Source organism: Mesorhizobium sp. M1295, from assembly GCF_040318135.1.
GTDB lineage: Bacteria > Pseudomonadota > Alphaproteobacteria > Rhizobiales > Rhizobiaceae > Mesorhizobium.
Window position 1 is genome coordinate 420,828 of record NZ_JAMYLU010000002.1, and the last position, 14,468, is coordinate 435,295.

General features: G+C 62.5%; 12 protein-coding genes. 7 read left to right on the top strand and 5 right to left on the bottom strand.

All coding sequences use genetic code 11. The features are described 5' to 3' along the window. The first annotated feature begins 3 nt into the window (after positions 1 to 3). From betI to NKH29_RS05185, 4 genes are all read left to right on the top strand, one after another. Positions 4 to 720 carry a transcriptional regulator BetI gene (gene betI / locus NKH29_RS05170; protein WP_502896875.1) on the top strand — a complete coding sequence of 239 codons (717 nt, stop codon included), beginning with the start codon at positions 4 to 6 and terminating at the stop codon, positions 718 to 720. 26 nt (positions 721 to 746) lie between these two features. Beyond that, on the top strand, positions 747 to 1,835 hold the full coding sequence (locus NKH29_RS05175; RefSeq protein WP_352480842.1) for an ABC transporter substrate-binding protein: 1,089 nt from the start codon (positions 747 to 749) through the stop codon (positions 1,833 to 1,835). Between the two features lie 114 nt (positions 1,836 to 1,949). Next, positions 1,950 to 3,026, top strand: coding sequence for an extracellular solute-binding protein (locus NKH29_RS05180; RefSeq protein WP_352480841.1), 1,077 nt, complete (start codon positions 1,950 to 1,952; stop codon positions 3,024 to 3,026). Continuing rightward, the gene (locus tag NKH29_RS05185) at positions 3,023 to 4,300 is read left to right on the top strand and encodes a flavin monoamine oxidase family protein (RefSeq protein WP_352480840.1); all 1,278 of its coding nucleotides are present in this window, start codon (positions 3,023 to 3,025) and stop codon (positions 4,298 to 4,300) included. Before NKH29_RS05180 ends, NKH29_RS05185 begins: the two co-directional genes overlap by 4 nt. Positions 4,301 to 4,708: 408 nt before the next feature. Here NKH29_RS05185 and NKH29_RS05190 read toward each other — a convergent pair whose 3' ends face one another. Genes NKH29_RS05190 through NKH29_RS05200 form a run of 3 tightly spaced genes read right to left on the bottom strand, consistent with a single transcriptional unit; the run spans position 4,709 to position 7,571 of the window. Next, complete coding sequence (locus tag NKH29_RS05190) at positions 4,709 to 5,782, bottom strand: ABC transporter ATP-binding protein (protein ID WP_352481109.1); 1,074 nt, start codon at positions 5,780 to 5,782, stop codon at positions 4,709 to 4,711. 22 nt (positions 5,783 to 5,804) lie between these two features. Beyond that, entirely contained in the window at positions 5,805 to 6,629 is an 825-nt protein-coding gene (locus tag NKH29_RS05195) for an ABC transporter permease (RefSeq protein ID WP_023720898.1), read from the bottom strand. 24 nt (positions 6,630 to 6,653) lie between these two features. Continuing rightward, the gene (locus NKH29_RS05200) at positions 6,654 to 7,571 is read right to left on the bottom strand and encodes an ABC transporter permease (RefSeq protein ID WP_352480838.1); all 918 of its coding nucleotides are present in this window, start codon (positions 7,569 to 7,571) and stop codon (positions 6,654 to 6,656) included. Between the two features lie 297 nt (positions 7,572 to 7,868). Here NKH29_RS05200 and NKH29_RS05205 point away from each other — a divergent pair, with 297 nt between their 5' ends. The 3 genes from NKH29_RS05205 (at position 7,869) to NKH29_RS05215 (ending at position 11,116) form a co-directional block, all read left to right on the top strand. Beyond that, a complete protein-coding gene (locus NKH29_RS05205) occupies positions 7,869 to 9,287 on the top strand; it encodes an aminotransferase (RefSeq protein WP_352480837.1) in 1,419 nt (472 codons plus the stop codon). 108 nt (positions 9,288 to 9,395) lie between these two features. Next, the gene (locus tag NKH29_RS05210) at positions 9,396 to 10,169 is read left to right on the top strand and encodes a glucose 1-dehydrogenase (RefSeq protein WP_352494204.1); all 774 of its coding nucleotides are present in this window, start codon (positions 9,396 to 9,398) and stop codon (positions 10,167 to 10,169) included. 152 nt (positions 10,170 to 10,321) lie between these two features. Further along, positions 10,322 to 11,116 (top strand): inositol monophosphatase family protein, encoded by a 795-nt coding sequence (locus NKH29_RS05215; RefSeq protein ID WP_352480835.1) that lies wholly within the window; start codon positions 10,322 to 10,324, stop codon positions 11,114 to 11,116. Here NKH29_RS05215 and NKH29_RS05220 read toward each other — a convergent pair. Together NKH29_RS05220 and NKH29_RS05225 are read right to left on the bottom strand one after the other, a co-directional pair. Then, a complete protein-coding gene (locus NKH29_RS05220) occupies positions 11,106 to 12,182 on the bottom strand; it encodes an ABC transporter ATP-binding protein (RefSeq protein ID WP_352480834.1) in 1,077 nt (358 codons plus the stop codon). The genes NKH29_RS05215 and NKH29_RS05220 overlap by 11 nt on opposite strands. After that, positions 12,182 to 14,416 carry an ABC transporter permease gene (locus tag NKH29_RS05225; protein ID WP_352480833.1) on the bottom strand — a complete coding sequence of 745 codons (2,235 nt, stop codon included), beginning with the start codon at positions 14,414 to 14,416 and terminating at the stop codon, positions 12,182 to 12,184. Before NKH29_RS05225 ends, NKH29_RS05220 begins: the two co-directional genes overlap by 1 nt. Positions 14,417 to 14,468 lie beyond the last annotated feature (52 nt).

Consider the following 14,468-nt stretch of genomic DNA (forward strand, 5'->3'; position numbering starts at 1 on the left):
GCGATGCTGGAGACCATCAATCCCATGAAGACAACAGAGGCGCGCGAAGCCCTCCTCGAGGCGACGCGAAAGAGCGACACCGAAAAGCGTGGCCGCAAGGCGTCGAAAGAGACCAGGCAGCTTCAACTGATCGAAGCGACGATCGATTCACTGGCCAAGCGCGGCTATTCGGATACGACGATGGCCGACGTTGCCGACGGTGCCGGCCTGTCGCGCGGCATCGTCAATTTCCATTTCGAAAGCAAGGAGAAGCTGCTCGTCGCGACTTTGCAATACATGTATGACGAGTATTCGGCGCATTGGCGCAGCGCCTTGCAGAAGGCCGGCGATGATCCCGCCCGCCAGTTGCAGGCATTGGTCGCGGCCGATTTCGACCGCTCGATCTGCAACAAGCGCAAGCTGGCGGCCTGGTGTGCGTTCTGGGGCGAAGCCAAATCGCGGCCGACCTATCAGGCGCTGAGCAGCGCACGCGACGCCGTCTATCAGAACATCTTTATCGACCTTTGCGCGACGCTCAAGCAGAGCGGCGGCTATTCTTATGAGCCGCAGGTGATAGCGCTGGCGCTCAGCGCCATGCTGGAGGGACTGTGGCTGCGGCTGATGATGGGCACCGAAGACACCACGCGCGAGACTGCGCTGCAGGCCGCGAACGCGTTCCTGTCCGCGGCATTTCCCAAGCATTATCCGTGGCCGACAGCCGGCGGTGCCAAGCCGGCGTGAAACAATCAAAAGAGGATGGAACAGCAATGAAGACAATGACGCGACGCCCGACGCTGACATTGACGCTGACATTGGCATTGGCCGGAGCGCTCGCCGCTTCGGCGGCGGCGCTGGCTGCGGACAGGGATCTCGTCGTGTTCGACTGGTCTGGCTACGAGGAGCCCGGCTTCCATCCGAAATATGTCGAAAAGAACGGCGATTCGCCGACTTTCACTTTCTTCGGCGACGAGGACGAGGCGTTCGAAAAGGTCCGCTCCGGTTTCAAGGCCGATCTTGGCCATCCCTGCTCGCAAAGCGTGGTGAAATGGCGCGAGGCCGGCCTGCTGCAGCCGCTCGACACCTCGAAGATATCAGGCTGGAAAGACCTCAATCCCGGCATAATGGCGATGAAGGATCTCGCCACCACCGCCGACGGCAAGGCCTGGTTCATGCCTTGGGACTGGGGCAACACGCAGCTGACCTACAATTCCGACAAGATCGATGCGAAGGACGTGCAGTCGTTGAAGGCCTTCGCCGATCCGAAGTTCAAGGGCCGGGTTTCCGTCGGTGACAATGTCGACGACGCCTACGCGCTGGCCAGTCTCGCCATCGGCCTGAAGGACTGGACCAAGATGACGGATGACCAGTTCAAACAGGCATCAGGCTTCCTGCGCCAGGTGCACAAAAACGTCCGCTCCTACTGGACCGACTCAACCGATATCGTGCAGCTGTTGAGCGGCGGCGAGGTCGATCTCGCATGGGCCTGGAACGACGCGACGGTGCAGTCTGTCGCCGCCGGCGTGCCGATCAAGGCCAAGAAGGACACCGACGAGGGCATTTCGACCTGGGTCTGCGGCTATGTGCTGTTCAAGGATGCGCCCGGCAATGCCGACAAGGCCTATGATTATCTCAACGCCGTCAACGATCCGGAAGTCGCCAAGGTCCTGGTCAAGGACTGGGGCTACGGCCAGGCCAATGCCAATGGCATGGCCGGCGTCGACCAGGTGGTGCTAAAGGAGAAAGGCTATGACGACGTGCAGAAGTTCGTCGACAAGACGCTGTTCCAGTCGCCGGTTCCATCCGATCTCAAGCTCAAGATGATCGCCGAGTTCGAGAAGATCAAAGCCGGCTATTGAGCTCTCCTCGCTTGGCCCGTCTGCCCACGGACATAGCGGGCGGACGGGCTCGCCAAAGCTCCCGAATTCTCCTAACGTCGCCGCGGTGTTTCCCGCGATGAGGAGCTTTGCGCCATGAATTCCGTGCTTCGCCGCCTGGCCATCGCCGCGGCCTGCGCAATCGGCGCAGGCACAGTCGCGGCACTTGCGGCAGGCGGCGGCGACCTCGTCGTGTTCGACTGGTCGGGCTATGAGGACCCGCTGCTGCATCCGGCCTACACCGCCGAACAAGGCGCCGAGCCGACCTTCGCCTTCTTCGGCGACGAGGAAGAGGCCTTTCAGAAAATGCGGGCCGGCTTCAAGGCGGACATTGCGCATCCCTGCTCGCAAAGCGTGGTGAAATGGCGCGAGGCCGGCATGCTGCAGCCGCTCGACACCAGCCGTATCGCCGGCTGGAAGGATCTCAATCCCGGCATCATGGCGATGAAGGATCTCGCCACCACCGCTGACGGCAAGGCCTGGTTCATGCCTTTCGACTGGGGCAATACGGCCCTGCTTTACCGCACCGACAATGTGACGCCGGATCAGGCGCAGTCGCTCAGGATCTTTGCCGATCCGAAGTTCAAGGGGCGCGTTACCATTGGCGACAATGTCGACGACGCCTACGCGCTGGCCAGCCTGGTCATCGGCCTCAAGGACTGGAACAAGATGACCGACGCGCAGTTCAAGGACGCCTCGGCATTTCTGCGTGACGTGCACAAGAACATCCGCTTCTACTGGACCGACGACACCGATATCAATCAGGCCTTCTCCGGCAACGAGGTCGATCTCGCCTGGGGCTGGAACGAGACTTTCGTCACCCTCAAGGGCCAAGGCGTGCCGATCGCCATGAACCGCGATACCAAGGAAGGCCTGTCGACATGGGTGTGCGGCTATGTGCTGATGAAGGACGCACCGGGTGATCTCGACCAGGCCTATGATTTCCTGAACGCTGTCAATGCGCCTGCTGTATCCGACTATCTGGTCAAGACGTTCGGCTATGGCCATGGCAACGCCGCTGCCATGGCGGCGATCGATCCCAAGATCCTGGCCGAGCGCGGCTTCGACGATCTCGACAAGTTCCTCGACAAGACGCTGTTCCAGCAGCCGGTGGCGCCGGAGCTCAAGCAGCGGATGATCGCCGAATTCGAGAAGATCAAGGCCGGCTATTGACGTCCGAGATCGAACGAGCCGAGGTGGTCGTCGTCGGCGCCGGCTTCACCGGCCTGTCGGCGGCGCATGAGCTGAACAACGCTGGCGTCGATTTCGTGCTGCTCGAAGCCCGCGACCGCGTCGGCGGACGCGTCGAAGCCATGCCGAACGGGCTCGGCGAGCGCATCGACAGCGGCGGCCAGTTCCTGTGCGAGGACATGCCCGAACTGATGGCGCTGGTGCGGGCACGCGGCAAGACGCTGGTCGGGACGCATTTCGCCGGCGAATTCATCACCCAACCGCGGATGAGCGAGGCGCAAGCCGAGCGCACTTATGGCACCGCCATGCGAATACGCGAGCGGATGAACGCGATTGCACCGGACGATCCGGCCATTGCCGGTTTGACCGTCGCGGCATGGCTCGATCGCCAGAATGATCCCGATGAAGCCAAGGCGGTCTTTCATTCGCTGATCGAGGGCCTTTGGTGCCTGGCAATGGAAAGGCTGCCGCTGTGGTACCTGATCGACAACGACCGCCGCATCACCAACGAGGTGTCGGAACTGCAGTATTTCGTGCGCGAAACCATGCATTCGCTGGCAGACGACCTGGCCCGCGACCTCGGTGGTCGCCTGCGGCTGAACACGCCGGTCAAGACCATCGAGCGTCGAGCGGAAGGGGTTCGCGTCGTCTCGGCCGCAGGCTCAATCGAGGCGCGAGCGGTGCTGGTCGCAGTCCCGCCGATGATGGCGTCGAGACTGGATTTCGTACCGCTGCTGCCGGCTGCGCTGGAAGCAGCGCTCGGCGTCTGGCAAAGCGGCGCGGTAATCAAGATGCTGGCGCGTTATCCCACGGCCTTCTGGCGCGACAGGGGCTTGAGCGGCATGGTGATGTGGCGCGATCCGCACGGGCTTTTTGCCTGCGACGCCGGCAATGACGACGGTCATCCAGCACTTGTCGTCTTCATCGGCGGGCCGCTGGCCCGGCGCTGGCGCGAACTGGGCGAGGCGGAACTGCGCGCTAAGGTGACGTCAAAACTGGAGCAAGCGCTCGGCGCCGAGGCGGCCGGCTTCTCCGATCTCAGCTACCGTGACTGGACGGACGATCGCTGGAGCGGTGGCGGCTACAGCGACCTTATCGTCGATGCGACGGCAACCAATGCCGAACGCATCATCCGCGCCGGCGCGCCGCCGGTCCATTTCGCCTCGTCGGAGCTGTCGCCGTCATTCCCAGGCTATGTCGAGGGTGCAATCGTCGCCGGGCGAAAAATGGCGCGGCGGTTGATCGAGGAGATCTGAGCGGTATGAAAACGGTCTCGAAGATCGTACTCACCGGTGCGGTCATGGCAGTTACAGGATTTGCGGCTGGCTATATTCGGCGCCCCACCCAATCGAGATTGGTGAACTCGACAATACCTTAAAGAAGGTCTGCGAATACTCGGCAAGCTCACTTAAAGCTGACCTTCAGGGCGGCTGGCCGATCAACTCATTTGCTGTTTGGAAGTCCGGCGACCGTGCGCATTATCACGTGCTTAGCCAATTGGGTAATCTCAAGTGCGGGTTCGACCCGGAGCTTACAGTCGTCTATTTGCAGAACCATGGATTGGTCGACATTGATGATCTTAAAATGCTGCTGGAGGATTCAAAGAAGGCAGGCGACAATCGATTAAGTGACTATCTGTCCGCCGAATTGGAGGTGAGATAGCGTCAATCTGCCATCGCCACCAAGGCCTCTGGGTCGTAGGCGAGGCGGATCGTGGTGCCGACCGGAATGTCGTCGGCGCCGAAGTCGTTGGTCTCGGTCACCGACAACGGCTTTTCCAGCCCTGGTATCTCGACGATCAAATGGGTGATCTCGCCAAAATAATGGCGCTCGACCACCTTGCCGGCGACCTCGAATTTTGCCGTCGCATCGTCCCACAGAACGCGCAGGCGCTCGGGCCGGATGCCAAGCGTCGCGGCGGTGCCATTGCGCACAAAAGCTTTCGGCTTGTCGGTCTTGACGCGGCCGAAGCCCAGCGTGTCGAGCACCAGCGAGGCGCCGTTCTCCTCGACGATCTCCGCTTTGACGAAATTCATGCCGCCGAGGAAGTCGGCCACCTGGCGATTGACCGGCCGCTGGTAGATCTCCTTCGGCGATGCGACCTGCGCAATCATGCCGCCGAACATCACTGCGATGCGATCCGACATCGCCAGTGCCTCATATTGGTCGTGGGTTACCAGGACAAAGGTGATGCCGACCGCCTGCTGCAGGCGGCGCAGTTCGACCTGCATCTGCTCGCGCAGCTTCTTGTCCAGCGCCGACAGCGGCTCGTCGAGCAAAAGCACTTTTGGGCGCATCACCAGCGCGCGAGCCAGCGCCACGCGCTGGCGCTGGCCGCCGGAAAGCTCGGTGGCGAGCCGCTTGCCGAGGCCGGTCAGCGACACCTGGGCGAGGGCTTCCTCGACGCGGCGCCTTTCCTCCGTGCCGGCCAGCTTCAGCCGCTTCAAGCCATAGGCGACGTTCTGCTCGACATTGAGGTGCGGGAAGATGGCGTAGTTCTGGAACACCATGTTGGTCGGCCGGCCGTTGGCGGGGATGCCTTCCATCGGTTGGCCATCGACGGAGATCGAGCCGCTGGTCGGGTTGTCGAAACCGGCAATCATACGCAACAGCGTGGTCTTGCCGCAGCCGGACGGGCCAAGCAGCGAAAAGAATTCGCCCTCCCTGATGGTCAGCGAGGCGTCGTCCAGCGCCTTGAACGAACCATAGCTGCGCGTGACGTTGCGGATCTCGATCATAGAGCGCTCGATTTGGGGCCGCTCAGGCATGGAGGCCTCCCTCGTTCTGGGTGCGTCTGGCCGCGCGGCGGCGCAGGATTTCGGCGATGGTCATCAAAAGAAACGAGGCAACCAGCAACAGCGTGCCCAGCGCCAGCACGCCGGGCAGTTTCGCGGCGAAACGCAACTGGCCCCAGATATAGATCGGCAGTGTAGCCTCGGTGCCGGTCAGGAAGAAGGCGATGAGGAACTCATCGAGCGAAATGGTGAAGCAGACGAGCAGGCTTGAAATGATCGCCGGCGCCACCATCGGCAGCGTCACCCGCCGAAACGTGCCGAAGGCGCTCTCGCCGAGATCGGCGGAGGCTTCCTCCAGGCTGCGGTCGAAGCCCTCGAAGCCGGCGGTCAGCACCGTCATCGAATAGGGAACGCAGACCAGGACGTGGCCAAGCACGACGGTGAACAGCGACAGGCTCAAACCGAGTTGCAGGATCACCAGTAGCAAGGAGATGGCAACGATGATTTCGGGCAGTACCAGCGGCGCCATGATCAGGCCGTTGATGGCGCGGCGGCCGGGATAGCGGTAGCGGGTGATCGAGCGCGCGGCGAGGATGCCAAGAACGGTCGACAGGATGGAGGCCGATACCCCGACGACCAGGCTGTTCCAGGTGGCGTCGAGCAGCGCCGGCGTGCGCGGCAGGTCGTGGTACCATTTCAAGGTGAAGCCGGAGAGCGGGAATTTCGGCGTCGCGGCGGTGTTGATGGAGAAGATCGGCAGGAAGATAACCGGCAGATAGAGAAACACGACGTAGAGGAACGCATAGGCCGGCAGCAATCGGCCCGGCAGCAAGCGGCGCATCGCCGTCATCGCGCCGGCCTCATCGCGCCAGCCTCATCGTGCCAGCCGCTGGGCGGCACGGATGATCAGAACCGTGGCGCCTGCGATCAGCGTCACAACCAGCATCGTGGTGACGGAGAGTGCAGCACCCAGCGGCCAATTGGAGGCCTTGCCGAATTGCGCCTGGATGGCATTGGCGATCATGACGCCGTCCTTGCCGCCGACAAGCTTCGGCGTGACGTAATCGCCGACCGTCGGGATCATGACGATCAGCGCTGCCGAAATGATACCGGGCGCCGAAAGCGGCAGCGTCACGCGCAGGAAGGAACGGACAGGGCCATCGCCGAGGTCCGTGGCCGCCTCGACCAGCGTGCGGTCGATTTTTTCCAGCGAGACGAAGATCGGCAGGATGGCGAAGGCTGCCCAGGCGTGGGTCAGCGTGATGATGACGGCAGTCGAATTGTAAAGCAGCGCGGTCGACGGCTCGTCGATGATGCCAAGGCCCATCAGGCCGGAATTGAGCACGCCATTATAGCCGAGGATGACCTTCCACGACATTACCCGCAGCAGATAGCTGGTCCAGAACGGGATGGTGATCAGGAACAGCCACAGGCCCTTGTGGCGGCCGCCGTGGAACGAGATGAAATAGGCGATCGGATAGGCGAGCACGACCGTGAAGAAGCTCACCGTCAGCGAGATGTAGAGCGAGCGCCACAGCAGGTCGCGATAGATCGGCTCGGTCAGCGCAAGGCGGTAGTTTTCAAGCGTGAAGGTATGGTCGACAGTGAGGTAATTCTGCGTCCAGAAGGAGTGCGCGATGACCGCCAGGATCGGCAGCACCAGAAGTATCAGCGCATAGACGAAGGTCGGGCTGATCAGGGCAAGACCCTGAACGGGTTCTGATTGCAGAAGGGCGTTTCGCCTCGCCCGCGTCATGCCGAAAGCGGGCGACCCTTCCGCGGCCACCATCATTGCAGGCCCTCGGGCAGGGTCTCCGGCGTGATTTCGGTTGCTGGCGCGGACTGTCCTGCCATGCGGCATCCCATTGCTGAAACCGGCTATCTGTTCCCACTTTATGCCCAGGGCGCAATCGTGCTCCGAGCTTGCCGGCTTTCTTTCATCATGCGCGCATCGGCGGATTGAAATCAAGCGCTATTTCTGCAATATTGATTGAACGGCCATTCAAAATGAACGAAGAAAGCCGAGCTTTCCTGGAGCGTGAACCAGCTTCGTGTCCGGTGAAATTGCGGCATACAATGCGAGGCGAAGATGGCGGCGGCAAGAGACATCACTTCGACCGAAATGGCTGGAGCCGGCGCTCAGGATGCCGTCGAACTGGCCAAGCGCCATCTTGTCCAGCCCTGGCCGTTCGCCGGCTCGGTCGGCGCGGAGGCACGCGCCCTGATCGGCGCGGGCGAGGGCATCTACATCACCGATGCCACCGGCAAGCGGCTGATCGACGGACCGGCGGGCATGTGGTGCATCAATGTCGGCCACCGTCGCGAAGAGCTCGCCAAGGTAATGTACGACCAGGCGATGGCGCTGTCCTACAACACGCCGTGGTACACGATGAATGCGCCGTCGGCGGAACTGGCCATGCGAATCGCCGGCCACGCGCCGGGCGATCTCAGCCATGTTTTCTTCACCACGGGCGGCTCCTCGGCGGTCGAGACGGCGCTGCGCTTTATGCAATTTTACAACAATGTGCGCGGCCGCCCGGAAAAGAAGCTGATCCTGAGCCGGGGCGGCGCGTATCACGGCTCGACCTATCTGTCGGCCTCGCTTAACGGGCGTCCGCGCGACCGTGACTGGATGGATGGCGCAGACGAGCTGGTCGTCAAATTGTCCTCACCCGATCCGTTCCGCCGTCCGAAGGGCATGAGCGTTGCCGCTTTCACCGATGCGCTGGTCGCTGAATTCCGCGATATGGTCGCCCGTGTCGGCGCCGACAGGATCGGTGCTTTCGTCGGCGAGCCGGTGCAGGCGTCGGGCGGCGTCATCGTGCCGCCGGAGGGCTATCTCCAGCGCATCCGGACGATCTGCCGCGACAACGACATCCTCTATATTTCCGACGAGGTGGTGACCGCCTTCGGCCGGCTTGGCCATGTCTTTGCCTCCGGCGAGGTGTTCGGCATCGAGCCCGACATGATCACCTTTGCGAAAGGGGTGACCTCAGGCTATTTCCCGCTCGGCGGCGTCATCCTTTCGGAACGGCTGCTGGAGGAGCTGCGCCGCTCGAACCATCCGGACGCCATGTTCGGCCATGGCCTGACCTACACCAGCCATCCGGTCGGCTGCGCGGTGGCGCTGAAGAACCTCGATATTCTGGACGAAAGCGTGCTGGCCCATACGCGCGAGGTCGCGCCCTACTTCCAGGCGCAACTGAAGACGCTGGAGGAATTGCCGGTGGTCGGTGAGGTGCGCGGCATGGGGCTGATGGGCTGCGTCGAATGCGTCGCCGACCGCGACAGCAAGGATCCACTGCAGCTCGACAAGGATGTCGGCAAACGCATCGACGCGCATTGCCACGAGCTCGGCCTGTTGGTCCGGCCGCTGATTAACATGTGCGTGATGTCGCCGCCATTGATCATCACGCGCGAGCAGATCGACGACATGGTGTCGATCCTGCGCGAAGGCATTTCGCGCACGATGGACGATCTGCGCCGGGAAGGCGTCTGGCGGGGATAAGCGTTTATCGCCGGCAATCTCGCCATTGCTGACAGCGGTCGTTCGCGCTTACGATGTACGGCAGGGCCTCGATCGCCTGCATCTGGCCGCATCTCTGGGAAACAAACATTGACCGACCTATCGGACCTGTTCGGCCTCGCCGGCAAAACCGCTTTCATCTCCGGATCGAGCCGCGGAATCGGCTTTGCCATGGCGAAGGCGCTGGCGAGCGCCGGCGCGACGGTGATCATCAATGGGCGGGACGAAGACCACGTTCAAAAGGCACTCGGATCGTTGGCCGAATCCGGTATCCAGGCGATCGGCTCCACCTTCGACGTGACCGTGGCTGAAGACGTCGAGCGTGAAATCGGCAGGCTGGAAGCAGAGCGCGGCCCGATCGATATTCTCGTCAACAATGCCGGCATGCAGCACCGCGCGCCATTCGCCGATTTCCCGCTCGACATGTTCGACAGATTGATGCGGACAAACCTTTACAGTGCATTCTATGTCACCCGGCCGGTGGTCCGCTCGATGATGGCCCGCAAGACCGGGTCCATAATCAACATATGTTCGGTGCAAAGCGAACTGGGGCGTTCCTCGATCGTGCCATACACGGCATCGAAGGGTGCGATGAAAATGCTGACCAAGGGGCTTGCCACCGAGCTTGGCCCACACGGCATCAGAGTCAATGGTATCGGCCCAGGCTACTTCCGGACAGAACTGAACGAGGCGCTGGTGCAAGACGCCGAATTCTCGCGCTGGCTGGTCGGGCGCACACCGCTGGCCAGATGGGGCGAAGTCGACGAACTGGGCGGCGCCGCGATCTTCCTGGCATCCAATGCATCGAGCTTCATGACGGGCCAGATCATCTATGTCGACGGCGGCATGACCGGCTCGGTATGACCGCGGTTATCGCTGTCAGTGCGTGGGAGATCGGTCGACCTCGAGCCGCCCTGCAAAAGGCAGAGCCGTCATTTGCACACTCTTACCTTGACCGCTAAGCTTCTCCGGCTGGGGTATTTTCCTCAGATCACATTCGCCATCCCAAGGACCCCATGACACCCGACACAGCAGCGCGCGAACAGTTCGCCATCGATCTCGCGCGGCGCGCTGGCGCGCTCGGCCTGAAATATTTTCGCGATCTCGACAGCCTCGCCATCGAGAGCAAAGGTCATCAGGATATGGTTTCGCAGGCCGACCGCGAGGTCGAGCTGTTCATCCGCGCGGCAATGAAAGCCGCCTACCCGACCGATGGAATTGTCGGCGAGGAGCATGCCTCGGTCACCGGATCGAGCGGGCATGTCTGGGTGATAGATCCGATCGACGGCACCGCGAACTTCGTGCGGGGCATTCCGGCCTGGTGTGTGGTCATCGCTTGCGCCAAGGACGGCGACACTGTCGTGGGCGTCATCCACGAACCCTCCACGGGCGAGACTTTTCATTGCCGTAAGGGCGGCGGCGCCTTTCTCGACGGCAAGCCGATCAGGGCAAGCGCGGCCACCAGCCTGACCGACGGTTCGTTGGGCACCGGGTTTTCCAACCGCGCCGATATGCAAAACGTCGCCACGCTCATCGGCTTGCTGTTTTCCAAAGGCGGCGTGTTTTTCCGTAACGCATCCGGTGCGCTGATGCTCGCCTATGTGGCCGCTGGCAGGCTGCTCGGCTATGTCGAAGAGCATATGAACGCGTGGGACTGCCTGGCAGGCATGCTCCTGGTGGAAGAAGCCGGCGGCACGATCGTCAAGCCCGACCCAAAGACGGTGCTGGAAGGAGGCGCGCTGGTGATTTGCGGCGGCAGCGGCGTGTTCGCCCAGATCCGCCAACTCTGCGTGCAATCCTTCAAGCTTTGATCAGAACCGGTCCGCGCTCCGGAAAGCCGATCCCGACGCTGTCGCCTGCCTGAAATGGCGCATCGATATTGGGCGATATTGCAAACACCTGGCCGTGCGGTGTGCCGATGATCAGTTCGAGATGGCTACCGACATAGGTGACCTTTTCGAGACTGCCGGCGATCGTCCGCGGCGTGCCGGCAGCCCCGATCCCGATCCGGCTCGGCCGGACCGCCAGCTTCGCCGGGCCGGCCCGGTGGCCACGCGCCGGCAGTTTCAAGGCCAGCGAACCCAGCCGGACGGTGGCTTCATCGCCTTCTACCGAAACCACCTCGCAATCCAGGATATTGGCTTCGCCGATGAAATCGGCGACGAAAGCGTTGGCCGGCGCGTCATAGAGTTCGCGCGGCGTACCGTCCTGTGCGATCACGGCTTTGTTCATGACGATGATACGGTCCGAAACCGCCAGCGCCTCTTCCTGGTCATGCGTGACATAGACCACCGTCAGCCCGAGCTTGGTCTGGATTTCCCTGATTTCCTCGCGCACGTGTCGACGTAGCTTGGCGTCGAGATTTGAGAGCGGCTCGTCGAACAGCAGCACTTGCGGTTCGAGCACCAGCGCCCGCGCCACCGCCACGCGCTGCTGCTGGCCGCCAGACAATTCGCTGGGCAGGCGCGCCTCGAAACCGGTCAGGCCGACCATTTCCAGCCCGGCACGGGCACGCGACGCAGCCTCCTTCTTGTCATGGCCGGAGAAGCGCAAGCCATAGGAGACGTTCTCCATCACCGTCATATGCGGGAACAGCGCATAGGATTGGAAAACCATGGACACGTCGCGGTCGGTAGCGGGCAGGCGCGTGACGTCTTTGCCGCCGATCAGAATGCGGCCGCTGGAAGGCATTTCGAGTCCGGCGATCATGCGCAACGTCGTCGTCTTGCCGCAGCCGGAGGGCCCGAGAAGCGTCACCAGCTTGCCGGCTTCGATCGCAAGCGAGATGTCGTCGACCGCCGCCGTGCTGGCGCCCGGATATGTCTTGGTGACATGGTCGAAGGTCACCGAGGCGGCGTTGCCGCGAATTTCGGCCATCACCCAGCTCCTGCTATCGTCGTCGGGCCGCCTGCCGTTCCGGGCAGGCTGACATTGGTGCGCACGCTCCAGCCGTCGCCCGGCTGGATGCCGCGCCGGCCGATATTGCGGCTGCCGACAACCAGCTGCATCAGGCCGATCACCATCAACGTGACGACGATAAGCACCGTCGAATAGGCGATGGCGATGCCGTATTCATTGTTCTCGACGCGTCCCACGATGTAGCTGGTCGAAAGATCGTAGCGCGCGCTGACCAGGAAAATGACGGCGCTGATCGCGGTCATGGCGCGCACGAAGGAATAGACGAGCGCCGCCAGCATTGCCGATCTCAGCAAAGGCAGGATGACGCGTCTGAAGGTCTGCCACGAGTTGGCGCCAAGCGTCAGCGAGGATTCATCCAGGCTGCGGTCGATCTGCGACATCGAGGCGACGCCGGCGCGCACGCCCACCGGCATGTTGCGGAAGATGAACGACAATACGAGGATGATGCCGGTCCCGGTCAGTTCGATCGGCGGCACGTTGAAGGCAATGATGTAGCTGACGCCGATTACGGTTCCCGGAATCGCGAACGAGAGCATGGTCGCGAATTCGAAGGCATTCTTGCCGCGGAAATTCTGGCGGACCAGAAGGTAGGCGGTCAGAAGCCCTATTCCGGCCGTCAGCGGCGCCGATATCAGCGCGATCTCCATGGTCGTCCAGAAGGAGCTCCATGCCGAGCCCGACCAGTGGATGCCGAACTCATTCCAGCCGACGGAAAACGCCTTCCTGTAGTGCTCCAATGTGAGGCTCTGGTCGACCCCCCAGAGCTTGACGAAGCTGCCGTAGAAGATCACCGCGTAGACCAGCACCGTGAAGGCCGTCCACAGTCCGGCGATGACATAGAGCGCGTATGTCAGCCCGCCCGGCAGGCGCGGATGGACGCCGGCGTCGCCCTTGCCGGTGACGGTGGTGTAAGGGCGCCTGCCGATCCAGAAGCGCTGGGCATAAAACGCGCCGAGCGTGAAGGCCAGCAGCACCAGCGCCAGGATCGCGGCAAGTGCCGCATCGTTCTGCGCGCCGACGATGGCGAAGAAGATTTCCGTCGACAGCACGTCGTAATTGCCGCTCAGCACCAGCGGATTGCCGAAATCGGCCATGCTCTCGATGAAGCCGAGCAGAAAGGCGTTGGCCAGGCCCGGCCGGATCAGCGGCAGGGATACGGTCCAAAAGGTCTGCCAGCGGCTGGCTCGGAGCGTCTGCGAGGCCTCTTCCATGGACGGGCTGACGCCTTCGACGACGCCGATCAGCACCAGGAAAGCAATCGGCGTGAAGGCGAGGACCTGGGCGATGAGCAGGCCGGGAAGTCCATATACCCACCGTGTCGGCTGAATGCCGAAGACGCCGGCGACGCTCTGCGTCACCGCGCCCGACAGTCCGAACAACAGGATGATGGCGAGACCGATGACAAAAGCCGGCGTGATGATCGGCAACACGGTCAGCGCGCGCAGCAGCTTGCTAAAGCGGAAACCGGTACGGGTCACGACCAGCGCGAACACCAGCCCCAGAAACATGGTCAGCAGGCCGACGAGCACGGCCAGCAGCAGCGAATTCCAGGCCACGCCGCAGCGGCTGCCGTCGGCAAGACAAGCCAGGCTCCACAGCCGCGAACTGAACAGTTTGGCCAGGAACGCGACAGGCGAGTAGCCGCCATCGTCGGTCTGCATGGCATTGGCCAGCATCATCAGGATCGGCATGAAGATGAAAATGGCAACCATGGCGACGACAAAGCCGATCGAGCCGACGACGAAGACGTCACCAGAGATGGCGCCGCGCGCGGCAACACCCAGGGTGAAAAGGAACAGAAAGGCACCGCTGACCAGCAAGGCGCCGTAGCCCAGGCCGAATTGGCGGTCGCCAAGTTCGCCGAACAGGCTGGTGAGCCAGCCGAACTGCCAGCCGCGCAGCCCGATGGCGAAGCCCTGGAACAACAGCCAGCCAAATCCGGCGGCGCCGACAATGATCAGCAGTCGGCTGAAGAACGGATCGGATTTGGTGCGCCCCCACAGAAGCAGCGGCACCGCCAGCAGCAAGCCGAGCGGCGCCAGCCACAGTTTCTCGCCCTTGAGGGCCAGAATCAGGGCCGGCGCGAACTCGCTTTCGGACGGGTAACCGTCGAACAGCCAGGAAAAGCCGAAGAACCCGTCCTCGATGCCGTACCAAGGCAGCACGGCAAACCCCAGCCATCCGACCGCCATCCAAAGGAGGGCGACCGGTTCAATGGGCCAGCGGGTTTCGCGGAAGCGCATC

Bases quoted from the DNA above. Each gene is read 5' to 3' on its own strand.
- betI (WP_502896875.1), top strand. From the start codon at position 4: ATGCTGGAGACCATCAATCCCATGAAGACAACAGAGGCGCGCGAAGCC.
- NKH29_RS05225 (WP_352480833.1), bottom strand. From the start codon at position 14,416: ATGGCGGTCGGATGGCTGGGGTTTGCCGTGCTGCCTTGGTACGGCATC.
- NKH29_RS05205 (WP_352480837.1), top strand. From the start codon at position 7,869: ATGGCGGCGGCAAGAGACATCACTTCGACCGAAATGGCTGGAGCCGGC.
- NKH29_RS05180 (WP_352480841.1), top strand. From the start codon at position 1,950: ATGAATTCCGTGCTTCGCCGCCTGGCCATCGCCGCGGCCTGCGCAATC.
- NKH29_RS05220 (WP_352480834.1), bottom strand. From the start codon at position 12,182: ATGGCCGAAATTCGCGGCAACGCCGCCTCGGTGACCTTCGACCATGTC.
- NKH29_RS05190 (WP_352481109.1), bottom strand. From the start codon at position 5,782: ATGATCGAGATCCGCAACGTCACGCGCAGCTATGGTTCGTTCAAGGCG.
- NKH29_RS05215 (WP_352480835.1), top strand. From the start codon at position 10,322: ATGACACCCGACACAGCAGCGCGCGAACAGTTCGCCATCGATCTCGCG.
- NKH29_RS05175 (WP_352480842.1), top strand. From the start codon at position 747: ATGAAGACAATGACGCGACGCCCGACGCTGACATTGACGCTGACATTG.
- NKH29_RS05200 (WP_352480838.1), bottom strand. From the start codon at position 7,571: ATGATGGTGGCCGCGGAAGGGTCGCCCGCTTTCGGCATGACGCGGGCG.
- NKH29_RS05195 (WP_023720898.1), bottom strand. From the start codon at position 6,629: ATGACGGCGATGCGCCGCTTGCTGCCGGGCCGATTGCTGCCGGCCTAT.